Source organism: Mariniluteicoccus flavus (assembly GCF_054776655.1).
This window is the reverse complement of the sequence record NZ_BAAHBN010000004.1, coordinates 86544-113489: the sequence shown is the minus strand read 5'-3', so window position 1 is coordinate 113489 and position 26946 is coordinate 86544. Positions and strand designations below refer to the sequence as shown.

The window sequence follows — 26946 nt, the reverse complement described above, 5'->3', positions numbered from 1 at the left end:
GGCCCCGTCGCCCAGTGGCACGCCCGCGCACTAGTGTGACCGGCCGTGGGGACCATCACCTTCAACCGGCCCAAGCGGGCGTCCGGGCCGAGCATGCCCCGGGGCGACCTGCTGCTGGAGGCGCCCCCCGAGATCCCGCCCCCGGTCAAGAGCAACGGCTTCCGCAGCATCCTGATGATGCTGCCGATGTTGGCCGGCGCCGGCGCCATGGCCATGATGATGACGTCGTCGGCCGGCACCCGTGGCCCGCTCGGCGCGGTGATGGGCGGCATGTACGGCGTCTCGATGCTCGGCATGATGATGACGCAGGTCGGCCGCGGCAACGACGACCAGGCCCAGGAGCTCGACGCGGCCCGCCGCGACTATTTCCGCTATCTCGGCCAGATGCGCCGCCGTGTGCGCGACACCGCCGACGACCAGCGGCGCGCGATGCTGTGGATCCACCCCGACCCCAAGGACCTGTGGCCCATCGCCGGCAACCGGCGCATGTGGGAGCGTCGCAGCGACAACGACGACTTCGGGTCGATCCGCGTCGGGCTCGGCCTGCAGAACTTCGCCCAGCGCATCACGCCACCGGAGTCGAAGCCCGTCGAGGACCTCGAGCCGCTCACCGTCGGCGCGCTGCGACGGTTCATGAACACCCACCGCCGCGTGGCGTCGATGCCGATCTCGGTGGACGTGCCCGCGTACCGGCTGGTGCAGATCCTCGGCGACAACGATCCCGCGCGCAGGCTGGCGTACGCGATGGTCGCGCAGATGGCGGCGTGGCACGCGCCGAGCGAGTTCCGCATCATGTTCTGCGTCGCGCCCGACCGCGTCCACCTGTGGGACTGGGCCAAGTGGCTGCCGCACGCGCAGCACCCGGGCCGCACCGACGGCGTGGGCGCGACGCGCCTGTTCGCGACCAGCGCGGTCGAGCTGGCGCAGGTGGCCGAGGGCGCGGTGGGCTCGCTGGAGAACGACACCCTCCGGCACATCGTGGTCGTGACCGACGGCGTCGACGGTGTCAGCGCCGCCCCGTTCGCGGCGCCCGGCACGACGGCGACGACACTCGAGGTGTCGCGCCTGACCGAGGCCCCGCGGCGCCTCGAGCCGGGCACGGTCGCGATGGAGGTACGCCCGCAGGCCGACGACCCCGAGGCCCCCGGGAACCTCGTGGTCCACCTGCGGCGTGGTCCCCAGGTGCAGGCCTCGGAGATCGGCCCGGCCGATGCGCTGCCGATGGTGATGGCGGAGATGCTGGCCCGGGGGATGGCGGCGTACCGCATGCCCTCCGGCGCGGGACCGGTCGAGGTCGAGGAGGCCACGGAGGCGCCGGTGTTCGAGGCGCCGAAGGACTATCCGTCGATGGTCGGCGTCGGCGACCCGACCACCATGGACACCTCGCGCGCGTGGAAGCTGCGCCCGCTCCACCAGCGCCTGCGCGTGCCCGTCGGCAACGGCACCAACGGCCAGCCCGTCGAGCTCGACATCAAGGAGTCGGCGATGGCCGGCATGGGCCCCCATGGCCTGTGCATCGGCGCGACGGGCTCCGGCAAGTCGGAGTTCCTGCGTACGCTCGTGCTCGGCCTCGCGATGACCCACGGGCCCGACCAGCTGAACTATGTGCTCGTCGACTTCAAGGGCGGCGCGACGTTCGCGGGCCTCGAAGAGCTGCCGCACGTGTCGGCCGTTATCACCAACCTCGAGGGCGAGCTCACGCTGGTCGACCGCATGCAGGACGCCATCGGCGGCGAGCTCGACCGCCGCATGGAGGTCCTTTCGGCGACCAACGCCGAGCTGAAGACGCGCGACATCAAGAACCGAGAGGAATATGAGGCGGCGCGCCAGGACGGCGCCGACATCGCCCCGATGCCGTCGCTGTTCATCGTCGTCGACGAGTTCTCTGAGCTGCTGACCGCGCGGCCGGAGTTCATCGACCTGTTCATCCAGATCGGTCGCATCGGCCGCTCGATCGGCGTCCACCTGCTGCTGGCGTCACAGCGCCTCGAGGAGGGCAAGCTCCGCGGCCTCGACACGTTCCTGTCCTATCGCATCGCCCTGCGTACGTTCTCGCCGCAGGAGTCGCGCGTGGTCATCGGCGTGCCGGACGCGTACGAGCTGCCGAGCGCGCCGGGCAATGGCTACCTGAAATACGACACGACGAACATGGTGCAGTTCAAGGCCGCGTACGTGTCGGGGCCGTGGAAGGGCTCGACCGCGCCGGTGCAGCGCAGCAACGACGGCCTGGCCGACGCCTCCGACCTCGAGGACCACACCGAGGTCTGGGTGCCGCCGGTGCTGCCCTTCGTGCCGGGGTTCGTCGCGCCCGAACTGCCGCCCGCACCCGAGCCCAAGGCGGTCGAGGCGCCGGCCCAGGACAAGCCCGCCAAGCGCGCCGTCCCTGACGACGAGGACGACGAGACGCTGCTGAACATCGTCGTCGGCCGCCTGCGCGGGCAGGGGCAGTGGCCGGCCCACAAGGTCTGGCTGCCGCCGCTCGACGTCCCCCCGACCGTGGCGGAACTGCTCGCGTCGTCGCTGGGCGACCAGGGAGCGCTGGCCGAACTGCCCGGCCGCGGCCTCACGACCAGCGATCCGCGGGCCCACGGGCGGCTGCAGGCGCCGGTCGCGCTCGTGGACCGCCCGCGCCAGCAGCGCCGCGACCCGATGTGGCTCGACTTCGCGGGCTCGGCCGGTCACCTCGGCATCGCCGGCGGACCGCAGGCCGGCAAGTCGACCGCGCTGCGCGCGACCATCATGAGCCTCGCGCTGCTGAACACGCCGGCGGAGGTCGGCTTCTACATCCTCGACTTCGGCGGCGGCGCGATGTCGTCGCTGCGCGGGCTGCCCCACGTCGGCTCGGTCTGCGGCCGCCTCGACACCGACCGGGTGAAGCGGACGATCGCCGAGCTCACCTCGCTGCTGTCGGCCCGCGAGCGCCAGTTCGCCGAGCTCGGTGTCGAGTCGATGCAGGCCTACCGGCGTGGGCGGGCGAACGGGTCGATCCCCGCCGACCGCTTCGCGGCCGACGTGTTCCTCGTCGTCGACGGCTGGATGACGCTGCGCCAGGACTTCGACGACTTCGAGGACACCCTGACCCAGCTGGCCCAGCGCGGCCTGAGCTTCGGCATCCACCTCATGGCGGCGTCGGGCAAGTGGTCGGAGTTCCGCGCGGCCATCCGCGACCTGTTCCAGTCACGCATCGAGCTCAAGCTCGGCGACCCCTATGAGTCGGAGATCAACCGCAAGGTCGCCCAGCTCGTGCCGGCCGGCCGGCCTGGCCGCGGCCTGTCGAACGACGAGCTGCAGATGTTGGTCGCGCTCCCGCGGGTCGACGCCGACAACGATCCCGAGACGCTGTCGGACGGCGTGCGCGACACCGTCGCGCGCATCGCGGCGGCGTGGAAGGGTCCGAAGGCCGCGGCCGTACGCATGCTTCCCGACGACCTCGCGCCCGACCAGTTGCCCGGCGTCACCGAGGGCCGGGGGCGCGCGTTCCCCATCGGCGTCGACGAGCTCGAGCTGGCGCCGGTGTGGTTCGACCCCGAGGTCGAGAACCACTTCTACTTCTACGGCGCCCCGGAGTCGGGCAAGTCGACGCTGATCCGCACGTTCCTCGAGGGCATCGTCGCGAACTATTCGCCCGAGGACGCGAAGATCCTGCTCATCGACTACCGCCGGTCCCACCTCGGGCTGGTGCCCGACGAATACCTGGCGGCGTACTGCGCCTCGTCGCAGGCCGCTACCGAGATGGGCCAGGGGCTGGCCGAGGCCGTCGCCACGCGCCTGCCCGGCCCCGACGTCAGCCAGGAGGAGCTGCGCAACCGGTCGTGGTGGGACGGCGCGGAGGTGTTCGTCGTGATCGACGACTACGACCTCGTGGCCACCAGCATGGAGAACCCCCTGCGCGACTTCGCGCGGCTCGTGCAGCAGGCGAGCGACATCGGCCTGCACATCATCATCGGCCGCGGCATGGGCGGCGCCGGCCGCGCCGCGTTCTCCGACCAGATCCTCGCCCGCATGAAGGACGCCCAGTCGCCCGCGCTGGTCATGTCGGGACCCAAGGACGAGGGTGCGCTCGTCGGCGACGTGAAGCCGACGGCCCTGCCGCCGGGCCGCGGCACGCTGGTGACGCGGTCGGGCAAGGTGCTGGTGCAGACGGTGCACACGCCGGAGAAGGAGTTCTAACCCTTCGACTCGGCCGCGGGGCGGCCTCGCTCAGGGAACGTGGGGCGGGGCGGCCTCGCTCAGGGAACGTGGGGGCGGGGCGGCCTCGCTCAGGGAACGTGAGGGGGGGCGGCCTCGCTCAGGGAACGTGGTTCACGGGCGCCAGTTGCGGCGCTTCCCGAACGGGTACGCCGCGTACAGCGCCGCGGCCAGGCCCATGCCGAGGACCGCGACCAGACCCACGACGAGCGCGATGTCGTCGCCCGGGCCGCTCGTCAGCGGGCGGTCGTTCGGCATCGGGGCGCGACCCGCGGGGGGCTTCGGGGTGGCCCGCGGCGTACGCGCGCTCGCGGGCAGGGAGGTGAGGGCCGCGTACGGGTTCACGATGCCGTGGCCCAGCTGCCGGTCGGGCGACCCGGCCGTGGGCGGGTCGGCCGAGTCCTCGAGGCGGCGCTTCACCTCGGCGGGCGTGAGGTCGGGCTGGAGCTCGAGCATCAGCGCGACCACGCCGGTGACCTGCGGGGCGGCGAAGCTCGTGCCGGTGTCGGTCTGCCAGGCCGGTGCGCCGGCGGTGCCCGGGTTCGGGACGAGCAACTCGACGCCCGGGGCGCCGACGCTGACCCTGAGGCGCTCGTTGGACTGGGACTTCTCGTGGGGCTTGTCGTTGATGTCGCTCATGCCGACCGCGATGACGCCGGGGTAACCCGCCGGATAGGTCAGCCGCGACACGGCGCCGGAGTTGCCGGCCGCGGCGACGACGACGATGCCGGCGTCGATGGCGTCGGCGATCGCCCGCTCGTATTCGGGGGAGCCCGTGCCGGACGACGAGATGTTGATGACCTTGACCTTCAGCTCGATCGCGCGGCGGATCGCCCGGATCGTCGGCTCGAGCGGCTCCGGCCTGTTGGCCTTCTCCTCGTCGAGGCGCACGGCGGCCTGGAGCGTACGCATGCCGATCACGTCGGCGTCGGGCGCGACCCCCGCGAAGTTCGTGCCGCCGCCCTCCGGCGCGTGGCCGGCGATGAGGGCCGCGACCTTCGTGCCGTGGGTGCAGTCGGTGCGGCGCTCGTTGTTGTTGGTGCGGATCGCGTCATAGCCCGCGAAGTTGTAGCTCGCCCGCACGACCTGGCGCCCGTCGGCGCGCTGCAGCGCCGCCACGCCGGAGGTGTCGATGCCGGTGTCGAGGACCGCCACCGTGACCCCCTTGCCGGTCGCCAGCGGCCACGCCTTCTCGGCCTTCAGCCGGTCGGTCGCCCACGCCATGATGGGCGCCTGGCGCGGGTAGTCGATGCAGGTGGTGGCGTCGAACGGCTCGCCCTCGCCGTCCACCGCGTACGCGGGGTGGGCCCACGCCTGCGTGAGCGCGACGCCGACGGCGAGCGCTGCGAGGCGGCGTACGGGGGTGGGCACGGGGTCACGATAGCGGGGGGAGGGGTGATCTCCGCCGGGCGGATGACTGTGTCCACGGCGCGCGGAGGGCGCCGGATGGTTGGGGCGTGCGGGAACAATGGACGGGGTGGGTGCCGGGGACAGGGCGTCCCACCGGGAGAGCGGGAACGGCGGCGGAAGGGCGGGCGGGACTGTGCGCGTGGTGCTCGTGGCGGTCGGCAGCAGGGGTGATCTCGACCCGTTCCTGGCCCTCGCCGAACGGCTGGTCGCCGAGGGTCACGAGGCCGTGCTGGTCTCCCACCGCTCGCTGCTGTCCCGCGACGTGGGCGGGGTGGAGGTCGAACCCGTCGACAGCGACCCGGCCACGCTGTTGAGCGGGCCGGCCGCTCGGGCCCTGAGGCGGGGGGACCTGCGGGGCCTCAACCGCGCCCGCGACGTCTTCGCCGACTTCATCTCCTCGGTCGGCGCCCCGACCGCCGCGGTGCTGGACGGGGCCGATGTCGTCGTCGCCTCGACCTTCGCCATGGCGGCCGTGACCGCCGCGCGAAAGCGGGGCGTCCCGGTCGTCCGGGCGCACCTGTGGCCGGAGGGCGCCGGGCTCGACGGACCCATGCCCGTCCTGCCGTACGCGTGGTCGCTCCCGAGCCCGGTGCGCCGGACGGCCCGGTGGGCCCTGCGCCGCGCCGAGCCCCTGCTCGCGGGCTTCGACGGATGGTGGTCGGGGGGCAGGCTGCACATCGTCGCCCACCATCGCTCGGGGTTCACGACCCACGACCTGGGGTCGCTGCACGCGTACTCCCCGGCGCTGGCCGCGCCGGCGGCGTCGCCGGCCACGCCCGGGGACGCGGTGACGGGCTGGTGGGTCGCGCCCGACCCCGGTCGGCTGTCGGCCGACACCGCGGCGTTGCTGGATCGGCCGGGCCCACCGTGGGTGTTCGTGGGATTCGGGTCGATGCCGCAGCGCCACCCGGACCGGCTGCTCGATCTCGTCGAGCGCGTCTGCCGCCGGCTCGGGGTCCGCGCGGCGGTCCAGGTCCCCGGGGCCGCCCAGACCCCACCCGGCTCGCGGGTGCACCTGCTGGGACCCGAGCCCCACGCCGCGCTGATGCCACGGATGGCGGCCGTCGTCCATCACGGCGGGGCGGGCACGACGGGCGCTGTGGTCCGCGCCGGGGTCCCGTCCGTCGTCGTCCCCCATGTGGCCGACCAGTTCTTCTGGGCCCATCGGCTCCACGAGGTCGGGGTCGCCCCGCGCGGGCTGCCGCGTCCGCTGCTGACGGCCTCGCGCCTCGAGCGGCTGCTGCACGTGGCGCTCGACCCGCACGTCGCGGCACGGGCGCGCGCCCTCGGCGAGCGTGTCCGCGAGGAGGACGGGACGGGTGCGGCGGTGCGGCGGCTCGAGTCGCTGGTGGGGCGCGGTGTCTGACGCCCGTCCGCGTCGACTCGAGTCCGGCCTTCTCGTGCTGGGCGTGCTGGCCTTCGTCGCGGGATGCGTCGGGGCCCTGGCCGGTGCGACCCCGTCGTTCTCCTGGGACCACAGCATGCTCAGCGACCTCGGGTCGGGCGCGTGCGTCGAGCGTTCCGGGCATCGGCTCTGTTCCCCGCACGCGGCACGGTTCAACGCGGGACTGGTCGTCGCGGGGGTCTGCGTCCTGGTCGCCGGCGTCCGGCTGGCGCGGAGCTGGGGCCGCGTCCTGACGGTCGCGGTGGCGTCCCTGGCCATCGGCCTCGTCCTCCTGGCGCTGGTCCCGTCGGACGCGGACGCCGCGGTGCACATGGGGGGTGCGGTCCTCGCCCTGCCCGTTCCTGCGGCCGGTCTGCTGGTCGCGGGGGTTCGATCCGCCCGGGGCGGGCCCGCCGCGGCCGCCGGCGTGGGGCGGGCCCGCGCGGTGCTGGGGGCCGCGGCGCTCGTGCCGTGTCTGGACCACCTGGCGGGCGATGAGGCCGCCCCGGTCCCGCGCGGGGTGGCGGAGCTGGTCTCCGTGGCCGTCCTCCTCGGGTTCCTGCTGTGGGAGGCGGGGCGGCACTGGCGCGTCGGCCGGCCACCCGTGCGTGCCGGGATCAGGCCCCCAGATGGCGGAAGCCGGGCCACACCTGCGCCCATCCCCCGATCGGGCCGCGGCAGCGCAGCATCGGCGATCCGGCCACGCCGAAGGGATCGCTCCGGGTGACCTCGAGCGCGCCGGCCGCGGTGCACTCGGTGAACCGGGCCCGGTGCTCCACGGCCCGTGCCCCCACCAGCAGGACGGCGTCGGTCGCGGGCGGTCCCAGGTTCCACAGGGCGTTGTGGCCCGAGGCGACCAGGCGGGGATCGATGCCGTACGCCGGCCCGTAGTGGGACGCCGCGCCGGCCAGGGCGTACGCGTCGGTGACCACGGCGGTGTCCGCCGAGCCGCGGGCGGCCGCCAACTGCTGGACGTAGCCCCGCCAGCCCGCCTGGTCGCGCTGGACCGGATTGACCGCGGAGACCGCGCGGTAGACGGCGGAGGAGGTGGGCAGGAGCGGCAGGGAGAGCACCAGCGCGACCGCCGAGTTCGCGGCCACCACCACCCGTCGGTGGCGCCAGGCCCAGGCATCGGCCTCGCGGGCGGCGCCCCACCCGATCGCCAGGGCCGGGAGCACGGCCGCCACGGGGTAGTAGGGCTGGGCGGGGAACAGGAGCGTCCACCCCGTGATGAGGGCGACGGCGACGGCCAGGACGGGCGGGGTCCGGGCGCCCGTGGGGCGCCAGCCCAGCCCGCGCCACCAGACGCCGAGGAACGGGGGCCCGACGAACGCGACCAGCAGGGGCAGGACGAGCCACCGGTTGGTGCCGCCGTTGAGGGCGATGAGGTCGCCCGACACCTGCGACATCGGGAGCCCGTGGGCGAGCTGGGCCACCACCTGGGCCCCGCCCAGGACCACGAGCGACGCGAGCCCCAGCGCCGCCCACCGCGTACGCAGGAGGCGGCGGTCGGCGACCAGCAGGCCCGCCACCAGCGCGGCCGCCAGGAACAGCACCAGCAGTTTGTTCCAGCACCCCAGCCCCACCAGTACGCCGGCCCAGGCCAGGGCGACGGGTCGCCCCCGCAGGGCCGCGAGGACCAGGACGATCACGCCCTGCCACACCACGAGGTCGATGCTCGAGGTGAGGAAGACGTGGCCGACGATCAGCGGATAGACGGTGCCCGCGTGGGCCCACGCCGCGACGCGCTGGACGCCGACGCCGTGACCCAACAGCCGCGGGGCGTACGCCGCCAGGACCACGCCGGCCGCGGCCGCGATGATCGCGGGCAGGCGTTGCACCCACGCGGCGTCGCTCACCGCGGCGGCCAACCGGCTGAGCCAGACGGTCAGGGGTGGCTGGTCCTCGTACCACCACGCGACCGGCAGCATCCGGAAATAGAGCTCGTCGCCGTGGAGGTCGTAGCGGGTGGAGGTCGCGAGCAGCAGCACCGCCATCGCCACCGCGGGCAGCGCGGCGACCCGGAACAGGGGCGGCTGGGCGGCCGGGGCCGCCTGCGGCGTGCGGGTCCGAGACACCTGGCCGCGGTTCAGTCCCGAGCGATCGGACAGCTCATGCACCGAGGCCCACCGCGGCCCGAGCCGAGCTCCGAGCCCGAGATCGCGATGACCTCGATGCCGGCGGCCTCGAGGCGCGCGTTGGTCTCGGTGTTGCGCTCGTAGGCGACGGCGACCCGCGGCGAGATCGCCAGGGTGTTGTTGCCGTCGTCCCACTGCTCGCGCTCGGCGGTCACGGGGTCGAGGCCGGTGTCGATGAGCTCGATGGGGTGGCCGATGGCGTCGGCGGCGGCCTCGAGGAACGGGCTCTGGTCGCTGACCACCAGGTCGCTGCCGTCGAGCTTCACCGAGAGGGCCATCAGGCGGTCGGCGACGTTGGGATACATGACCATCTTGTCGGTGTCGACCATGGTGCAGATGGTGTCCAGGTGCATGGTCGCGCGCTCCTGGTCGATCGGCACCGCGAGGATCGTGTGGGCCAGGTCGAGGCCGAGCACGGTGCGGGCCAACTGTTCGACGCCCGCCGGGGTGGTGCGCTCGCCGACGCCGATGGCCAGCACGCCCGGCGCCAGAGCCAGGATGTCGCCGCCCTCGATGTGCTCTGCGCCCCAGCCGTGGAGCGGCGTACGCCCGGTCTCGGCCAGGTCGCGGAACCGCGGGTGGAACGTGTAGATCAGCTCGGTCAGCTGGGTCTCGCGTTCGCGCGCCGGCATGGCGAGCGAGGTGATGGTCGGGCGGTCGCCGATCCAGACCGACGAGTCGCGGGTGAACAGGAGGTTGGGCAGGGGCGCGATGAGGAAGTCCTCGTGGGCCTTCATCGAGGTCACGAGGGTGCGCGGGCCGGTGTGCTCGTCGTTGCGCAGCCCCGACATGAGGACCTCGGCGAGGTCTGCCGGGTGGAGCTCGGGCAGTCGCGCGCTCAGCTGGCGGCGCAGCGTCTCACCCATGTGGAGGTCGTCGCAGGTGAGGTCGATCGCATGGGCGCGCGCGGTCTCGTCGGCCAGCGTCTCGACCAGCAGGTCGGCCAGGAGCAGCACCTCGACGCCGCGCGAGCGCAGGGTGTCGGCGAACGCGTCGTGCTCGTCCTGGGCGCGGTCGACCCACGGGATGCCGTCGAACAGGAGGTCGTCGTTGTTACGCGGCGTGAGGCGCCGCAGTTCGTTGCCGGGACGGTGGAGCAGCACGGTACGCAGTGCTCCGACCTCGGTGTGGACACCGGGCGCGGGGGTCTCCCTGCCCGGACGGGGGGTTTCGGTCACCATGGGCCGCACACTAGCGAGTTGGCGGGGGGACCGCCCGTTCGCCGGTTCCGGGGTCGCGACGGGCCTTCGGGAACGGGGGTCTCGCGGAAAAGGCAGTAGCCTGTCTGCGACCAACCGTCCGCGCGCGCCCGCATGTCGACCTGCACGCGCCAGATCGAGGCAGTGATGTGACCACAGTGACCGAGCCCCGCCACGACGCGCCGGGATCCGACGGCGAAGACCTGATCGTGGCGCCGGCGGGCACTCCCTGGCACCGTTCGCCGAAGGTCGCGATCGGGCTCATGGTGGTCTTCACGGCACTGAGCGTCTTCATCGGCGCCCGCGGCCCCTCGGTCATGACGCTGACGCTCGGGCCGCGTGACGGATCACTGCTGCCGCCCTACTATCTGCCGGCCGGGCTCCCTCGCCCGAACGACTGGGTCATCGCGATCCTCGGGTGGGGCCTGGTGATCATCGGCGCCCTCGCCACCTGGGTGAGCTGGCGCGCGGTGGCCGCCGGGTGGCGGCCCGACAACCGCAAACTGTTCGGCCTCGGCGCGGCCATGAACATCCTGATCGCGCTCGTCCCGCCGATGACCTCGGCCGACGTCCTCATGTACGCCGCGTACGGGCGCCTGTCCGCCCTGGGCATCGACCCCTACACCGTGACCCCGGCCGAGGTGCTCCGCGGCCAGTGGGACCCCGTCCTTCGCTGGATGGAAGACCCCTGGCAGGACACGGTGAACGTGTACGGGCCCATGCTCACCCTCGTCATGTGGCTGGCCAACGTGCTCGGCCGCGAGAACGTCCACGACATCGTCATGTGGTTCCAGCTGGTGTTCACCGGGGCGCTGCTGGCGGCCGGCGCCGCCACCGCGTGGCTCGCGCGGCACGACTCCGCCCTGCAGACGCGCGCGATCCTGATGACCGTCGCCTGCCCGGTGATGATCTGGGGCGTCACGGCGGGCGCCCACAACGAGTCGCTCGGGCTCGCGTTCGCGATCGCCGGGTTCATGTTCCTACGGAGCAACCCGCTGGTCGCCGGACTGCTCATCGGCACCGGCATGACCTCCAAGGCCACGGTCGGCATCTACGGGCTGGCGATGGCCTGGGCCTATCGGCGGGAGCTCAAGAAGTTCATCCTGGCCGGCATCGGCGGCGCGATCCCCAACATCATCGCCTACGTGCTCATCTATCCGGACGCGCTGAAGACGGCCTCGAAGAACGCCAGCTATGTCGCGTCGACCTCGTGGGCCTTCCCGATCCGGCGGTTCCTCGAGCCCTTCCTCGACGGCGACATGATCCAGTCGATGATGAGCGCGTCGGCCTGGGGCATGACCCTGGTGCTCGGCTGGATGTTGTCGCGCGTCCTGCCGTGGCGGGCCGTGCCGGGGCTGGCCCCCGGCAAGAACCCCGAGCACGACCCGCTGACGATCGCGGTGAGGTCGTCGGTGGTGATCTCGGGCGCATGGCTGGCGACCTCGGCGTACACCCTGCCCTGGTATGACCTCATGTGCTTCATGCCCATGGCGCTGCTCGGCGCGACGCGGCTCGACCTGATCGAGCTGTTCCGCGTGACCGCCCTGAACCTCGGCTATGTCCTGGGCCGCATCATCCCGATGTCACCGAGCCTGGGGGCCGTGGCCTTCCGCGGCCGCGAGATCTTCTCGTCGACGGTGGCCATCGGCATCGTGGTTGCCATCGTGTTGTGGTGGCACGAGCACGGCATCAAGGTGGGGTCGCACCGGAAGGCCCCCCGCGCGGGCGACGAGACCGACGAGCCGGCGCGGGCGGTCAGCTAGCGGCGTCGCCCGTCTTCTTGCTCCACCAGGCGGCCGAGGCCCGGGCGACGACCTCCTTGGCAGTGAGGCCGAGTGCGCGGGCCGCGGCGGCGCAGTGATCGAACTCGGGCTGGGCGTTGACCGGCTCCCCGGCGATCAGGCCGACCTTCACGTCGATGGTGTGACCGTCGACGTCGACGCGGTCGGTGCGGCGGTCGAGCACGTGCTTGGTCACGGGGCGCTCGCGCACGCCGAGGGTGGTGGTGTGGCGGGCGATGACGGCGACGAGGCGCGCCGAGTCCTCGGGCGCACACAGCACCGCGAGCGTGTGGGCCGGCCGGCCCTTCTTCATCAGGATCGGGGTGAGCCAGGCGTCGTGGGCGCCGGCGGCGAGGAGTGCGTCGAGGGCCTCGGGCCACAGTCGCGGATCGAGGTCGTCGACGTTGGCCTCGAGGATGACGGCGGGCTCGACGGGGGTGGTCGGGGTGTGGGTGGTCTTCGTGGGTTCGCCGAGGACGACCCGGACGAGGTTCGCCACACCCTGCGGGTCCCGCGTACCGGCGCCGAGGCCGACGCGGTCGATGACCATCGGCGGCAGGGGCGCGTACGCGGTGGCCCAGGCCGCGAGCAGCGCCGCGCCCGTCGGCGTGGTCATCTCCATCGCGACGGGGCCGCCGGTGATCGGCATGCGGGCGGCGCGGGCGAGATGGGTGACGGCGGGGCCGGGGATGGGGATGCGGCCGTGCTCACCGAAGGCCTGCTCGCCGTGGCCGACGGTGACGGTGGAGGCGGTGACGGCGTCGGGTTCGAGCCCGAGGTCGACGAAGGCGGCGGCGCAGCCGACCACGTCGCCGATGGCGTCGAGCGCGCCGACCTCGTGGAAGTGGACGTCGTCGGGGTCGACACCGTGGACCGCTCCCTCGGCCCGGGCGAGGGCGGCGAAGGTGGCGTGGGCGTGGGCGCGTACGCGAGGGGCGAGGTCGGCGGCGTCGAGGAGGGCGCGGACCTCGCGGTAGGAGCGGTGGTGGCTCCTCGACTCGCTGGCGCTCGCTCGGAGATCGTGGGAGTGGGGAGCGCTCGCTCGGAGATCGTGGGAGTGGGGAGCGCTCGCTCGGAGATCGTGGGAGTGGGGAGCGCTCGCTCGGAGATCGTGGGAGTGGGGAGCGCTCGCTCGGAGATCGTGGGAGTGGGCGGGGGCGTCCGCCGCGGCGCCCGTTGACGTGTCCACCACCGTCGCCTTCGCGCAGTCGAGCTGGTGGCGCTGAGTGCGCTCGACGGTGACGTCGAGGCGGTCGTCGACGGCGCGTACGGCGCTGCGTACGGCCTCGAGCGAGGCGCCCGCGTCGAGCAGCGCGCCGAGCAGCATGTCGCCCGCAATGCCTGCGGAGCAGTCGATCCAGGCGATCATCGGACGCGCCCCCGCGCGATGCGTGCGGCGTGGACGCCCGCCGAGAAGCCGTTGTCGATGTTGACGACGACGACGCCGGGGGCGCACGAGTTGAGCATGCCGAGCAGCGCGGCGACGCCCTGGAAGCTCGCGCCGTAGCCGACCGACGTCGGCACCGCGACCAGCGGGACGCCGACCAGGCCGCCGACGACCGAGGGCAGCGCGCCCTCCATGCCGGCGACGACGATCAGCGCATCGGCGTCGGCGAACTCGGCCCGCGCGTCGAGGATGCGGTGGAGGCCGGCGACGCCGACGTCGTCGATGCGGCGCACGCCGGCGCCGAACGCGCGCGCGGTGACGGCGGCCTCGGCGGCGACGGGGGCGTCGGAGGTGCCGGCGGCGATGATCGCGACGGTGCCGGCGGGCTGGGGGAGGGGGCCGAGGGTGACGGTGCGGGCGGCGTCGTCGAGGTCGGCATCGGGGAGTTCGGCGCGGACGGCGGCGACGTGGTCGGGGGAGAGGCGGGTGGCCAGGACGGCGCGGTCGGGGTGGGCGGCGTGGAGCGTACGCAGCAGCGCGACGACCTGCTCGGGTGACTTCCCGGCGGCGTACACGACCTCAGGATCGCCGGTGCGGGCGAGGCGGTCGAGGTCGGGCCGGGCCCAGGAATCGCTCACCGGGAGGACTCTACCGGGGGGAATGCCCGCTCCTCGTCTCGCTGGCGCTCGCTCGGAGAACGTCACTTGCGTGGCTTCTACTCCTTCGTCGCTCAGCCAACGTGGGTGCTGCGCTCGCTCGGAGAACGTCACTTGCGTGGCTTCGACTCCTTCGTCGCTCAGCCAACGTGGGTGCTGGCGCTCGCTCGGAGAGCGTCACTTGCGTGGCTTCGACTCCTTCGTCGCTCAGCCAACGTGGGTGCTGGCGCTCGCTCGCCGCTAACGCTTCGGCAGCATCAACCGCAGTGCCCCCGGCATGACCTCCGCCACCAGCTTCTCGCAGCGCCCCTCCGTGTCGCCGTCCAGCTGGTAGGCGTCCGACCGGTCCGCCACGATCTCGACCCGCTTCGCCCGGATCAGGTCGATGCGGTCGTCGTCGGCCGCCCCGCGGCGGGTCAGCACCTTCGTCGTCAGCCGCGCCCAGTCCACCGGCGTACGCGGGGACGCGACCAGCAGGTCGAGCTCGCCGTCGTCGGCGCGCGCGCCCGGGATGATCTGGATGCCGCCCTGGAGGATGCCGACGTTGCCGACGAGCAGCACCGCGGCCTTGCGGCGGAAGGGTTCGCCGCCGTCGACGGTGATCGTGACGGGCAGCGGTGGGTGGTTGGCGTTCTGGGCGGCCGCGACGAAGTACGCCGCCGACCCCACGACCTTCTTCAGGTCGGAGTCGGTCTTCTCCATGATCGCCGCGTCGATGCCGATGCCGGCCATGACGGCGCAGGCCTCGCCCTCGTCCTCGTCGTCGACCGTGATCTTCACGAGGTCGGTCGGCGTGGCGACGCCGTCGAACGCGACGCGGAGCGCCGAAAGCTCGTCGAGCGGGATGCCGAGGTTCCGGGCCAGCAGGTTGCCGGTGCCGGCGGGGATGATCCCGAAGGGGATGCCCGTGTCGGCCAGCCCGTCGCAGACCACGCGGATCGTCCCGTCGCCGCCCGCCCCCAGCACGAGGTCGACCTGCTTGCGGACGGCGACCTCGGTCATCTGGTGGCCAGGGTCGTGGCGGGTCGTCTCGAGCCAGATCGGCCGGTCCCAGCCGCGCGACTCCAGCTCATATTCGACATGGCGCTGGAACGTCGCCCGGTCGAGCACCTTCGTCGGGTTGTAGACGATCGCACACCGCTTCAGCTTCGCGCCGGGCTCGGGCTCGGGCGGCGGGGTGCGGCGTACGACCTGTTCGATCGCCTGCAGCGGGTCCTGCGGGAGGACGCGTACGCGGCCCACGACCAGCGCCAGCGACGTCGCGGCCGCACCCCACAGCACGCCGCCGACGATGTCGGACAGCCAGTGGGCGTTCATGATCCAGCGGTCGGCCGCGACCAGGGCGACCGCGAGCAGGCCGACGCCGCGGGCCCACCACTGCGCGGTGCGCGACTGGCGCGTCACGGTCGTCGTGGCGGCGATCATGGTCGCCGCGATGGTCGCGGCGACCAGGTGGCCGGAGGGGTACGCGTACCCGACGTGGGTGATGACGTCGAGCGGGGTGGCGGGACGTTCGCGGCGCAGGAGGATCTTCAGCAGCAGATAGCCCGCCCACCCGAACGCGATGGCCAGCGTCAGGGCGATAGCGAGGTTGCGCATGCGGCGCTGGTTGGCCCAGACGGCGATGCCGCCGAGGATCAGGAACAGGACCCACGGGTGGAACGTCAGCGCGAACGCCGACGCGAGCTGGGCCAGCGCCGAATCGGGGGCCAGCCCGGCGTACGCGGTGGCGCGGTCGACCCCGTCGAACGTCCCGACCGCCACGAGGACGGTCCACAGCACCGCGGCCCCGAGGGAGGCTGCGGTGATGCCGATCGCGTAGGTGCTGGGTCGTCGGGCCACCGTCCGATCCTAGGGCCTGCCGACCGGCCCGCTCAGCCGCTTCGGCCGACCTTCAACCAGACCGCGGTGTCCACGGGGAGCGCGCCGTCGTCGAGGTCTCCCGAGGCGAGGATGACCTCGTCGCCGGGCGGCAGTTCCGTCGGGCCGGATCCCAGGTTCACCAGACACCGGAACGACTCAACGCGCGTGAACGCCAGCACGCCGTCGGTCGCGTCGTCGTCCCACGCGAACGGGCCGTCGCCCAGCGCCGGGTTGGCGCGACGCTCGGCGAGCGCGGCGCGATAGAGCGTCAGGTGGGAGTCGGGGTCGCCGTCCTGGTCCGCGACCGTACGCCCGGCCCAGCGCGCCGGCTGCGGCAGCCACGGCTGGCCAGCCCCCGGCCCGAACCCGAATGGCGGCGCCTCGCCCGACCACGGCAGCGGCACGCGGCAGCCGTCGCGGCCGGTCAGCGCGTGGTCGGTGCGGAACCACGTCGGGTCCTGCCGCGCGTCGTCGGGCAGGTCCTCGACCTCGTCGAGGCCGAGCTCGTCGCCCTGATAGACGTAAGCGGACCCCGGCAGTGCCAGCTCGAGCAGCGCGGCGGCGCGGGCCCGTCGGCGGCCGAGCTCGAGGTCGGTCTCGAGGTGGAGCATCGCCTCCCAGCCGCCCGGCCCGACCGACGCGTCGGACACGACGCCGTCGGCGTTGAACGTGCGGCCGGTCTTCGACTTCCCATAGCGGCTTGCCACCCGGGGCGCGTCGTGGTTCGACAGGACCCAGCTGCACGGGGCGCCGACCTCGACGTACGCCCGCACGTTGTGGTCGATCACCGAGCGCAGGGACGCGTACGCCCACTCGCAGTTGAGCTGGTCGAAGTTGAACGTGCTGTGGAGCCGGCCGGGCGCGACATATTTCGCGAGGCGCGGCGCCGGCGTCAGCCAGGCCTCCGAGACGAACATGCGCGGCGGGTCGTACGCGTCGGCGACCGCGCGCCAGCGGCGGTGGAGGTGCTCGACCTCGGGCCGGTCGCGCACCGGGCCGCCGATGATCTTCTGCAGCGTCGCGACGCCGGTGTTCGGGTCGATCGGGAGGTCCGGCATGGCCGCGTCCTTGACCATCGAGTCGGCGACGTCGATGCGGAAGCCGTCGACGCCCCTGTCGAACCAGAACCGCAGGATCGCGTCGAACTCGTCGGCGACGTCGGGGTTCTCCCAGTTCCAGTCGGGCTGCTCGGGGGCGAAGAGGTGGAGATACCAGGGGCCGGGCGTGCCGTCGGGCTCGGTGATGCGGGTCCAGGCGGGCCCGCCGAACATGGCCGCCCAGTTGTTCGGCGGCTCGAAGCCGTCGCCGCGGCCCTCGCGGAAGTGGAACAGCGCGCGCTCGGGGGCGTCCGGGCCGCCGGCGACCGCCGCGGCGAAGGCGGGGTGCTCGATGCTGGTGTGGTTCGGCACGAGGTCGAGCAGGATGCGCAGGCCGGCCGCGTGGGCCTTCGCGATCAGCTCGTCGGCGTCGGCCAGCGTGCCGAAGTCGGGGTGGATGCCGCGATAGTCCGACACGTCATAGCCACCGTCGGCCAGGGGCGAGGGATACCAGGGGCTGATCCACAGGGCGTCGACGCCCAGGCCTGCGAGGTGGGGGAGGCGGTCGATGATGCCGCGGACGTCGCCCGTGCCGTCGCCGTCGGCGTCGGCGAACGAGCGGGGATAGATCTGGTAGACGACGGCGCCGCGCCACCAGTCGTGGTCGGCGTTCGGCGGGGGAGCGGTCGCGGCATCGGGCGCGGGCGTCGTGGTCATGCGGGCCTCCTCGTCGGCATCACTCCACCCAACCGCGTGGAAGGTTTCGGCGACAGTCCCGTCCCGCATGGTGGAGATCTTGTCCCGCATGATGGAGATCACAGGGACACGCCGTTGGCTCTTTGTCTACATTGAGGCTCCGTCAATTTCCCGGACGAAGGAGTCCTCACATGATCCGTGGTTCACGATCCGCACGCCTCGCCTCGGGGCTCCTCGCGACAGGACTGGTCCTGTCGCTCGCCGCCTGCGGCGGCTCGAAGCCCGCCGGTCAGGCGTCGGTGCCCGCCGAGGACGAGAACGCCCGCGGCCCCATCACCTATGTGATCGGCAAGGACACCACCGGCAACATGCAGAAGGAGCTCGACGCCTGGAACGCGGCCCACCCCAACGAGAAGGCGACCCTGATCGAGCTGCCCGACTCGGCCGACCAGCAGCGCCTGCAGATGGTCAGGAGCTTCCAGACCAAGGGCTCCGACTACACCGTGCTCGGCGCCGACATCGTCTGGACGGCCGAGTTCGCCGCGAACGGCTGGGTGCAGGAACTCAGCGCCGGCGACTACGACCTCGACAAGTTCGTGCCGGGCGCCGTCGACTCGGCGAAATATCGCAACAAGCTCTACGGCGTCCCGCAGGTGACGAACGCCGCGTTCCTCTACTATCGCAAGGACCTCCTCGAGAAGGTGGGCGCCAAGCCGCCGACCACCGTCGAGGAGATGAAGGCGGCCTGCGCGAAGATCAGGGCGCTGCCCGAGGCCGCGTCGATGTCGTGCTTCGCGCCGCAGTTCAACAAGTACGAGGGCCTGACGGTCAACTTCTCCGAGGCGATCATGTCGGCCGGCGGCCAGGTCGTCGACGCGTCCGGCGCCCCCAAGGTCAACACCCCCGAGTCCCAGAAGGGCCTGGAGTGGATGGTCGAGGCCGTCAAGGACGGCACCATCCCCAAGGAGGCGCTGACCTGGAAGGAGGAGGAGTCGCGACGCGCCTTCCAGGAGGGGAAGGCGATCTTCCACCGCAACTGGCCCCACGTCTATTCGCAGGCGTCGAAGACCGACGGCTCGTCGCAGGTCGCCGGCAAGTTCGGCATCGCCCCCATCCCCGGCGTCGGCGGCCCCGGCGTCTCGAGCCTCGGCGGCTCGAACCTCATGGTGAACAGGTTCGGCAAGAACAAGGCCACGGCCCGCGACTTCATCAAATACATGACGTCGGAGGACGTGATGCGTACGCGGACCCTCGCCACCTCGCGCGCGGCGGCGCGTACGGCGACCTACACCGACCCGAAGGTGACCGAGAAGCTCGACTACATGCCGATCCTGCTCGACGCGCTGAAGGTTGCGAAGCCGCGCCCGCAGGTCGTGAAGTACGGCGACGTGACCGCCGCCGTGCAGGACTCGACGTACGCGGCCCTGCAGGGCCAGAAGCTGCCGGCCGAGGCGCTCGCCGACCTGCAGAAGCGGCTGGAGACGATCATCAAGTGACCGTCCGCGCGGGAAACCGCGTGGGGGCCACCTGTCGGCCCCGATAGGCTGGCGGGGTGATCGATCCCAAGCTGCTGCGCACTGATCCTGACCGTGTTCGCGCCTCGCTCGAGGCCCGCGGCGAGTCGTCGGCCGTCGTCGACGACCTGCTCGCCCTCGAGGAGGCGCGGCGCGCGTCCATCGCGCGGTTCGAGGAACTGCGCGCGGAACAGAAGGGCATGGGCAAGCAGGTCGCGAAGGCCCAGGGCGAACAGAAGCAGGAGCTGTTGGCCCGCACCAAGGAGCTGTCGGCGCAGGTGAAGGAGGCCGAGGCCGCGTCGAACGAGACCGATGCGCGCTTCACCGACCAGCTGCGCGCCCTGCCCAACCTGGTGTTCGACGAGGTGCCGCGCGGTGGCGAGGACGACTTCGTCGTGCTCGAGGAGATCGGGCAGCCGCGCGACTTCGCGGCCGAGGGCTTCACTCCGCGCGACCACCTCGAGCTCGGCGAGATGCTCGCCGCGATCGACATGGAACGCGGCGCGAAGGTGTCGGGCTCGCGGTTCTATTTCCTGACCGGCCAGGGCGCCCAGCTCGAGCTGGCGCTGCTCAACCACGCGATGGCGAAGGCCACCGAGTGGGGGTTCACGCCGATCATCCCGCCGGCGCTGGTGCGGCCGTCGTCGATGGACGGCACGGGCTATCTGGGCCAGGGGTCGGGCGACGACGTCTATCACCTGCCCGCCGACGACCTCTATCTCGTCGGCACGTCGGAGGTCGCGCTCGCGGCCTACCACGCCGGCGAGATCCTCGAGGGCGAGTCGCTTCCGCGGCAATACGTGGGCTATTCGCCGTGCTTCCGCCGCGAGGCCGGGTCGTACGGCAAGGACACCCGTGGCATCTTCCGCGTCCACTGGTTCGACAAGGTCGAGATGTTCGTCCACTGCGCGCCCGAGGACGCCGAGGCGATGCACCAGAAGCTGCTCGGGTTCGAGAAGGAGTTCATCGCCTCGCTCGAGATCCCGTTCCGCGTCATCGACGTGGCCTCGGGCGACCTCGGCCTGTCGGCGGCCCGCAAGTTCGACTGCGAGGCCTGGCTGCCGACGCAGGAGAAATATCGCGAGATCACGTCGACCTCGAACACGACCGACTTCCAGGCGCGTCGGCTCGCCATCCGCGGCCGCTTCGCCGACGGTGTACGCCCGGTCGCGACCCTCAACGGCACCCTGTGCGCCATGACGCGCATGATCATCATGATCCTCGAGAACCACCAGCAGGCCGACGGGTCCGTACGCATCCCCGCGGCGTTGCGGCCCTATCTCGGCGGGCGCGAGGCGCTGGTGCCGCAGGCGCGGTGAGTCGTCGTGTTCGCGGCGCGGCCGGTGGCCCCGTGACCGCTAGGTTGGCAGCGTGACGTTCCGCCCCCGCCTCGTGGCCCTCGACATCGACGGCACTGTCGTCGACCATGCGGGGGTCCTCCCCGAAGCCATCCACGCGGCGGTCCGCAGCGTGGTCGACGCCGGCGTACCGGTGGTGCTGTCGACCGGACGCGGCTGGCACGCGACGCGGCCCATCTTCGACGCGCTCGGCCTCCCGCCCGGGTTCGGCATCTCGTCGAACGGCGCCGTCGTGGTCACCTATGACCCGGCCTCGGGGCAGCCGGCCGAGGTCGTGCGGCAGGTGACGTTCGATCCCGCGCCGGTGATCGACCGCGTCGCCGCGGAGGCGCCCCACGCGCTCATCGCGACCGAGGTCGTGGGGGAGGGCTATCGGGTGTCGGGGGCGTTCCCTGACGGCGACCTGCACGGCGACGTGTGGCACGAGACGCTCGACGAGCTGCGGTCCGAGCCCGTCACGCGCGTGATCGTGCGCGACCCGGAGTCGAGCGACGAGGACTTCATCGCCCTGGCGGAGGGGCTCGGCCTCCATGGCGTCAGCTACTTCATCGGCTATTCCGCCTGGCTCGACATCGCGCCCGAGGGCGTCCACAAGGCGACCGGGCTGGCGTACGTGTGTGAGGAGCTGGGCGTGGCGCAGGCCGACGTGCTGGCGCTCGGCGACGGCCGCAACGACATCGAGATGTTGCGATGGGCCGGGCGCGGTGTGGCGCTCGGTGATGCGCCCGAGGAGGTCAGGGCCGCGGCCGATGCGGTGACCGGCCTGTTCGCCGAAGGTGGCACGCCGGCCGAGTTGGCGCGCTGGTTCGGTCCCGCACGCTGAATCCCTGCATCGGGCGTGTTGAGACTTCAACAGCCCGCTACTGGGGCGTACGTGGCTGTGGCGCGGGGCAGTAGGACGGGTGTCCGCCTACGGCACCGATGAGCTGAGTACGCGTACCTAGATTTGCGCATGTTAATACCTACGCCAAGTCGGGTAGCGATCCCTACCTCGATGGCTGTTCTCACTTCTTTGTGTTTGCGAACCTAGGGATGTCGGAAAAAACGCCGACATCGGGGGCGGTTCAGGGGAACCACTGAGGCCCATAAGGGCGTCGGAGCAGCCAGGAACCGAGATAGAAGATGGGGGAACGACATGTTCAGCACCGCTCGTGCCGACCGCACCGAGACCACCACCGTCGTCCGCGGCTGCGTGGAGAACGCCTCGCTGTTCCAGCACCCGCTGCTGGAGGAGCCGCCGACGGCCTCCGCGCCGGCTGACGACCGCCGCGAGCACATGATGCTCGCCCGCAAGGCCGAGAACCTCTGCCTCGAGTGCCCGCTGATGCAGCAGTGCCTCTACAACGCGGTCGTGAACTACGACGTCGCCGGGTTCGTGGCCGGCACCACGGCCCGCCAGCGCCAGGAGATGCGCAACCGTCTCCGCATCACGGTCCAGGCCGAAGACCTCGACACCCTCGCCGGTGTCACCGCGCGCCACCGCCAGGTCGACCACGACGAGGTCGTGCGCCTGCGCAACGCGAACCCCCACGAGAGCCTCGAGATGTTGGCCCACCGCCTGGGGTGCTCGCTCTCGACGGTCAAGCGCCACCTGCGCAAGCACCGCAACGAGTCCCACCAGCCGAAGCCGGTGAAGAAGTTCGTGCCGTCGATGGCGCAGGTCATGCAGGCCTACGGCGACGTGCTGCGCCAGCGGCCGGTGCGCCGCGCGGCCTGAGCGGGCCCCTCCTCCAACGGTCGCTGAGCGAGCGAAGCGAGTCGAAGCCCAGGAACCACTCAGAGATACATGCCGGAGCGGCCGCCCTCGCCGTCGGGACGCTGCTGCTGGTCCGGCCCCTGAGCCTGCGGGTGGCCGGGCGGCAGCGCCCGGTGCATCTGCTCGAGCTGGGCGCGCGCGGCCATCTGCTGAGCGACGAGCGCGGTCTGGATTCCCTGGAACAGCCCCTCGAGCCAGCCGACGAGCTGGGCCTGGGCGATGCGGAGCTCGGCGTCGGACGGGGTGGCGTCCTCGGCGAACGGCTGGGCGATCCGCTCCAGTTCGGCCGCCAGCTCGGGGTCGAGCCCGTCCTTCAGCTCCGCGACCGAGGCGGCGTACACCTCGCGCAGTCGCTTGCGGGACGCGTCGTCGAGCGGCGCCGACTTGATCTCCTCGAGCAGCGTGCGGGTCATGTGGCCGATGCGCATCACTTTCGCCGGCTCCTCGACCATCGATCCGACCGGGTTGCCGCCGCGATCCTCGACCGCCATCGATCGGGGGCCGACCACGTAGGTTCGGCCGTCCTCGGCCTGGCCCACGATCGTCGGCTGGGCCTGGTTGGCGTCCTGCTCCGGCTGGGTCTGGTTCTCCTCGGTCATGCGCGCCAGTCTAGGCGGGCGCCGCGGCCACCCGCGTACGCCGCCTCCGCCGGATGAGCACCGCGCCGACCAGGGCGACCAGCGCGCCGGTGGCGCCGCCGGCGACGAAGCCGCCCTGCCAGCCGTACGCGTCGATCGCGATGCCGATCGCGGGCGAGCCGACGGCCGAGCCGACCGTCATCATCGAGCCGTGCCAGCCGAACGCCTCGCCGCGGGCGCGCGGCGGGACGAGGACCGACAGCGCCTCGGTCGCCGCAGCGATCGACGGGGCGCAGAACACGCCCGCCACTACCAGCAGGAGGGCCATGGCGACGTCGGAGCGGGCGTACGCGACCGGGATGGTGAAGGCGCCCAGGCCGAACAGGATCACCCACGGCGGGATCGACCTCTGCATCGCGCCGAACGCGAAGCCGCCGATCGCCGAGCCGAGGCCCCACAGGGCGAGTACCCAGCCGATGGACGTGGGGTGGCCGAGCGCGCGGAGGCCGGCGACGACGCCGAGGTCGGTGGCGCCCAGCACGAGCGTGGTCGCGACCGCCATGACCATCAGCCAGGCGACGCCGGGGGTGACCCACTCGCGCAGCGCGGGGCGCGCCTGGCCGGAATCTTCGGCGTCGGCGTGGGTCATGCGGGGGTTCACGAGGAAGATCACGCCGGCGGCCGCGATCGAGCACATCTCGAAGGTGAGCAGCGCCCACGACGTGTCCCAGACCGTGGCGACCCACACGGCGAGGGCCGGGCCGGCCATGAACGAGATCTCGACGAGCACCGAGTCGAACGCGATGGCGGTCTTGCGCTGCTGGTCGGAGACCGCGCTGAGGAGGGCCTGGCGGATGATCGAGAACGTCGGCACGTTGAACAGTCCGGCGACGACGACGAGCGCCATCAGCACCCAGTAGGACGAGAACGGCGCGACGGCCCAGCAGATCGGCAGCACGACGAGCGACGGCGCGATGGTGCGCCGCAGGCCCAGGCGGTCGAGCATGCGTCCGCGCCAGGGTCCGGCGGCGGCGACCGCGACGGTGCCGGCGGTGGAGACGAGGCCGGCGGCCGCGTACGACGTCCCGAGCTTGTCGACGACGTGGACGGTGAGCAGCACCATGCCGCCGAACAGGGGGGCGCGGACCAGCAGGCCGAGCAGCAGGATCGACCGTGCGGCGGGCACGGCCCACACGTCGCGATAGATCGAGAGCCTCACTGGCCCAAGCCTAGTGAGCGGGACCGACAAGAACCATTCGTTATCGGGGCGTCGGCTGTCCCCCGGGGGCGACGGCCTCGAGCGTGGCCAGCGCGCCGGCGTACGGGTCGGACGGCCGGGGCCAGTGGGTCACGACGTCGGTGAACCCCGCCTCGCCGGCGCGGCCGACCTGGTCGCGGAAGAACTCCGCCGACGCGAGGCTGAACGTGGGGGCGGTGTCGAGGCTGAGCAGGCGGCGACCGGTTCCGCCGGCGTCGGCGTACTGCTCGGCGAGATCGCGGTTGTGGCGCCACCACGCGTCGAGGTCGTGGCCCCCCGCGCCCTGGGTGATCCACCCGTCGCCCACCTCGGCCGCCAGCCGCACGCCGCGCGGCCCGCTCGCGGCGACGAGCAGGGGTACGCGGGCCACGCCGGCGGCGGCCACGTTGCGATAGCCGCGCACGGTGTAGTGGTCGCCCTCGTGGTCGAGGGTCGGCTCGTCGAGGGCGCGCCGCAGCACGCGCACGAACTCGTGGAAGCGTCGCGTACGCCCCCGCACGTCGAGGTCGTCGCCGAGGAGTTCCGCGTCGGGGGACCCGCCCGAGCCGACCCCGCACAGCAGGCGGCCGCCCGACAGTTCCTGCAGGCTGACGAGGTCGCGCGCCCACGTGACGGGGTGGCGGAAGTTCGGCGAGGACACCCACGTGCCGAGCGGGAGCGTGGAGGTGGCGAGCGCGGCGCCCGCGAGGGTGACGGTCGTCGAGTGCCACGGCGCGTCGGGCAGGCCGCGCCACACCAGGTGGTCGTAGGTCCAGCCGTGGTCGAAGCCCAGCTCCTCGACGTGGGCGAACGCGCGGGCGGTCTCGCGGAGGGGATGTTCGGGGAGTACGCAGACCCCGACCTGCACGTCGCCCGTCACCCCCGGCCCCCGACCATGTCGGTGCGGGGAGCCGGCAACGGCATGAGCGGGCGGACGGGCTCGGGACCACACAGCGAGGTGAGGGCGGGCAGGGCGACGGTGATGGGGGTCTCCCAGTGTTCGGGCGCCCGCAGGGTGACGCGCGTGGACGAGGTCGCCCCGGGGCGGACCGAAATGGGGTGGGGCACGCCGCCGGTGATCGGGCGCCTCGGCACGAGCTGGGCGAGCGGGTCGTCGACGGGCAGGGCAGCCGCCAACAGCCACCACGACCCGGGCGGGACGTCGGTGAGGACCAGCGTCGGGCCGCCGGGCTCGAGGAGGGAGCCCGCCACCGGGAGGCCGCGGGCGGCGCGGGCGGGGAACAGGCCCGCGTACACGCAGTGGTTGGTCGCGTGGCTGGCCGACGGGGCCCAGTCGACGACCGCCTCGACGCGGCCGCCGCGCAGGTCGACGCCGGGCAGGTGGCCGGTGCGGGGCGGCGCGTCGGCAAGCCGATCAGGGAGCGACCGGAACGCCGACGGGGTCACGCCGACCTCGTCGGTGAAGCGTCGCGTGAAGGTGCCGAGGGAGGAGAATCCCACCTCCATGCAGATGTCGACGACCTTCGCGTCGCACTCGACGAGCATCCGGCGTGCGGTCAGGAAGCGCCGCGCGGCCAGGTAGGCCATGGGCGCCACCCCGACGGTCGCGCTGAACGCGCGCGCGAGATGGAAGCGGCTGTAGCCGACCTCGTCGGCCACGTCGGCGAGCGTCGTCGGCTCGGCCACGCGGGTCTCGAGGAAGCGCAGGGCCGCAAGCACCTCGGGTCTGATCTCGGTCATGGTCGCGCGGGGGTGGGCGTCGCGCTCAGAACCGCAGCACGAGCTTGCCCCGGTGGTCGCCGGAGTCGAAGTAGGTGTGGGCCGCGGCCACGTCGGCGGCGTCGAACACCTTCGTGGGGGCCGTCCGGATCGTGCCGTCGGCGATCTTCGGCCAGACCCGTTCGGCGACGGCGGCGCAGATCGCGGCCTTCTGGTCGGCGGGGCGGGAGCGGAGGCTGGTCGAGATGACCGAGCCACGCTTCTGGAGCAGCACGTTCAGGTCGAGCTCGGCCTTGCGGCCGCCCATCAGGCCGATGATGAGCAGTCGGCCGTCCTCGGCGAGCGCCTGGACGTTCGGCATCAGATATTTCGCGCCCATGTTGTCGAGGATCACGTCGGCTCCGCCGAGATCGGCGATCGCCGCCTGCCAGTCGTCGTGGTAGTCGATCGCGTGGTCGGCGCCCAACTCGCGGCAGAAGTCGAGCTTCTCGGCCGACCCCGCCGTCGTGGCCACCGTGGCGCCGATCGACTTCGCGTACGGGATCGCGAACGAGCCGATGCCCCCCGCGCCGCCGTGGACGAGGAAGAGGTCGCCCTCGCCGAGCCTGGCGAGGCCGAGGTTCGAGACCACGGTGGCGGCCACCTCGAGCACGCCGGCGGCGGTGACGAGGTCGACGCCGGGCGGCGGGGGGAGGACCTGCCGGGCGTCGACGGCGACCAGCTCCGCGTACCCACCGCCCGCCAGCAGCGCCACGCACTCGTCCCCCTCGGACCAGCCGTCGCAGCCGTTGGCGTCGGCCATGGTGCCGGACACCTCCAGGCCGAGGATGTCGGACTCGCCGGGCGGCGGGGGATAGAAGCCATTGCGCTGCATCACGTCGGCGCGATTGACGCCCGCGGCGGCCACGCGGATGAGCACCTGGCCCGCAGCGGGGCGGGGGGCGTCGGCCTGACCGAGGGCGAGGACCTCCGGCCCACCGTCGCCGGAGCGTTCGACTGCGCGCATCTGTTCCATGCCTGCAGCCTAGATCGACCGACTGACACGGACGGGAGTGGGCCGGGCAGGTGGGCTAGGATGGGCTGC

20 protein-coding genes are annotated in these 26946 nt (G+C 72.6%); 8 read left to right on the top strand and 12 right to left on the bottom strand.

Annotated elements, in window-relative coordinates; all coding sequences use genetic code 11:
• The first annotated feature begins 45 nt into the window (after positions 1-45).
• Positions 46-4170 carry a type VII secretion protein EccCa gene (eccCa, locus tag ACYVAG_RS08700; protein WP_460768871.1) on the top strand — a complete coding sequence of 1375 codons (4125 nt, stop codon included), beginning with the start codon at positions 46-48 and terminating at the stop codon, positions 4168-4170.
• 132 nt (positions 4171-4302) lie between these two features.
• Here the strand turns inward: eccCa and ACYVAG_RS08695 are convergent, their stop codons facing one another.
• Positions 4303-5559, bottom strand: a complete 1257-nt coding sequence (locus tag ACYVAG_RS08695; protein ID WP_460768870.1) for a S8 family peptidase — start codon at positions 5557-5559, stop codon at positions 4303-4305.
• 178 nt (positions 5560-5737) lie between these two features.
• Here ACYVAG_RS08695 and ACYVAG_RS08690 point away from each other — a divergent pair, with 178 nt between their 5' ends.
• Together ACYVAG_RS08690 and ACYVAG_RS08685 are read left to right on the top strand one after the other, a co-directional pair.
• Positions 5738-6964 carry a glycosyltransferase gene (locus ACYVAG_RS08690; RefSeq protein WP_460768869.1) on the top strand — a complete coding sequence of 409 codons (1227 nt, stop codon included), beginning with the start codon at positions 5738-5740 and terminating at the stop codon, positions 6962-6964.
• The gene (locus tag ACYVAG_RS08685; RefSeq protein ID WP_460768867.1) at positions 6957-7709 is read left to right on the top strand and encodes a DUF998 domain-containing protein; all 753 of its coding nucleotides are present in this window, start codon (positions 6957-6959) and stop codon (positions 7707-7709) included. Before ACYVAG_RS08690 ends, ACYVAG_RS08685 begins: the two co-directional genes overlap by 8 nt.
• On the opposite strand, the gene ACYVAG_RS08680 is transcribed toward ACYVAG_RS08685, so the two are convergent.
• Both ACYVAG_RS08680 and ACYVAG_RS08675 read right to left on the bottom strand, forming a co-directional pair.
• Positions 7600-9102 (bottom strand): hypothetical protein, encoded by a 1503-nt coding sequence (locus tag ACYVAG_RS08680; RefSeq protein WP_460768866.1) that lies wholly within the window; start codon positions 9100-9102, stop codon positions 7600-7602. The genes ACYVAG_RS08685 and ACYVAG_RS08680 overlap by 110 nt on opposite strands.
• Positions 9072-10301, bottom strand: a complete 1230-nt coding sequence (locus tag ACYVAG_RS08675; RefSeq protein WP_460768865.1) for an arginine deiminase — start codon at positions 10299-10301, stop codon at positions 9072-9074. The genes ACYVAG_RS08680 and ACYVAG_RS08675 overlap by 31 nt, the downstream gene beginning before the upstream one ends.
• A gap of 176 nt (positions 10302-10477) precedes the next feature.
• On the opposite strand from ACYVAG_RS08675, the gene mptB reads away from it, so the two are divergent.
• The gene (gene mptB, locus ACYVAG_RS08670; RefSeq protein WP_460768863.1) at positions 10478-12082 is read left to right on the top strand and encodes a polyprenol phosphomannose-dependent alpha 1,6 mannosyltransferase MptB; all 1605 of its coding nucleotides are present in this window, start codon (positions 10478-10480) and stop codon (positions 12080-12082) included.
• On the opposite strand, the gene larC is transcribed toward mptB, so the two are convergent.
• From larC to ACYVAG_RS08650, 4 genes are all read right to left on the bottom strand, one after another.
• The gene (gene larC / locus ACYVAG_RS08665; protein ID WP_460768862.1) at positions 12075-13469 is read right to left on the bottom strand and encodes a nickel pincer cofactor biosynthesis protein LarC; all 1395 of its coding nucleotides are present in this window, start codon (positions 13467-13469) and stop codon (positions 12075-12077) included. The genes mptB and larC overlap by 8 nt on opposite strands.
• Complete coding sequence (gene larB, locus ACYVAG_RS08660) at positions 13466-14125, bottom strand: nickel pincer cofactor biosynthesis protein LarB (RefSeq protein ID WP_460768860.1); 660 nt, start codon at positions 14123-14125, stop codon at positions 13466-13468. Before larB ends, larC begins: the two co-directional genes overlap by 4 nt.
• Before the next feature lie 258 nt (positions 14126-14383).
• Complete coding sequence (locus tag ACYVAG_RS08655) at positions 14384-15985, bottom strand: bifunctional phosphatase PAP2/diacylglycerol kinase family protein (protein WP_460768859.1); 1602 nt, start codon at positions 15983-15985, stop codon at positions 14384-14386.
• Between the two features lie 32 nt (positions 15986-16017).
• Positions 16018-17760, bottom strand: a complete 1743-nt coding sequence (locus ACYVAG_RS08650; RefSeq protein ID WP_460768857.1) for a glycoside hydrolase family 13 protein — start codon at positions 17758-17760, stop codon at positions 16018-16020.
• A 170-nt stretch (positions 17761-17930) separates the two neighbouring features.
• Here ACYVAG_RS08650 and ACYVAG_RS08645 point away from each other — a divergent pair, with 170 nt between their 5' ends.
• The 4 genes from ACYVAG_RS08645 (at position 17931) to ACYVAG_RS08630 (ending at position 22328) form a co-directional block, all read left to right on the top strand.
• Positions 17931-19235, top strand: a complete 1305-nt coding sequence (locus tag ACYVAG_RS08645) for an ABC transporter substrate-binding protein (RefSeq protein ID WP_460768855.1) — start codon at positions 17931-17933, stop codon at positions 19233-19235.
• 56 nt (positions 19236-19291) lie between these two features.
• A complete protein-coding gene (serS, locus tag ACYVAG_RS08640; RefSeq protein ID WP_460768852.1) occupies positions 19292-20572 on the top strand; it encodes a serine--tRNA ligase in 1281 nt (426 codons plus the stop codon).
• A 52-nt stretch (positions 20573-20624) separates the two neighbouring features.
• Complete coding sequence (locus ACYVAG_RS08635; RefSeq protein ID WP_460768849.1) at positions 20625-21434, top strand: HAD family hydrolase; 810 nt, start codon at positions 20625-20627, stop codon at positions 21432-21434.
• A gap of 312 nt (positions 21435-21746) precedes the next feature.
• Positions 21747-22328, top strand: coding sequence for a WhiB family transcriptional regulator (locus ACYVAG_RS08630; RefSeq protein ID WP_460768847.1), 582 nt, complete (start codon positions 21747-21749; stop codon positions 22326-22328).
• 59 nt (positions 22329-22387) lie between these two features.
• On the opposite strand, the gene ACYVAG_RS08625 is transcribed toward ACYVAG_RS08630, so the two are convergent.
• From ACYVAG_RS08625 to ACYVAG_RS08605, 5 genes are read right to left on the bottom strand one after another with little or no spacing between them, the layout of a single operon-like run.
• Positions 22388-22966: a bacterial proteasome activator family protein gene (locus ACYVAG_RS08625; RefSeq protein WP_460768845.1), complete on the bottom strand. Its 579-nt coding sequence runs from the start codon at positions 22964-22966 to the stop codon at positions 22388-22390.
• 10 nt (positions 22967-22976) lie between these two features.
• Positions 22977-24164, bottom strand: a complete 1188-nt coding sequence (locus ACYVAG_RS08620; protein WP_460768842.1) for an MFS transporter — start codon at positions 24162-24164, stop codon at positions 22977-22979.
• Between the two features lie 40 nt (positions 24165-24204).
• The gene (locus tag ACYVAG_RS08615; RefSeq protein ID WP_460768840.1) at positions 24205-25062 is read right to left on the bottom strand and encodes an LLM class flavin-dependent oxidoreductase; all 858 of its coding nucleotides are present in this window, start codon (positions 25060-25062) and stop codon (positions 24205-24207) included.
• The gene (locus ACYVAG_RS08610) at positions 25059-25883 is read right to left on the bottom strand and encodes a helix-turn-helix domain-containing protein (RefSeq protein WP_460768838.1); all 825 of its coding nucleotides are present in this window, start codon (positions 25881-25883) and stop codon (positions 25059-25061) included. The genes ACYVAG_RS08615 and ACYVAG_RS08610 overlap by 4 nt, the downstream gene beginning before the upstream one ends.
• Positions 25884-25908: 25 nt before the next feature.
• Entirely contained in the window at positions 25909-26868 is a 960-nt protein-coding gene (locus ACYVAG_RS08605; protein WP_460769188.1) for an NAD(P)H-quinone oxidoreductase, read from the bottom strand.
• Positions 26869-26946: the final 78 nt, after the last annotated feature.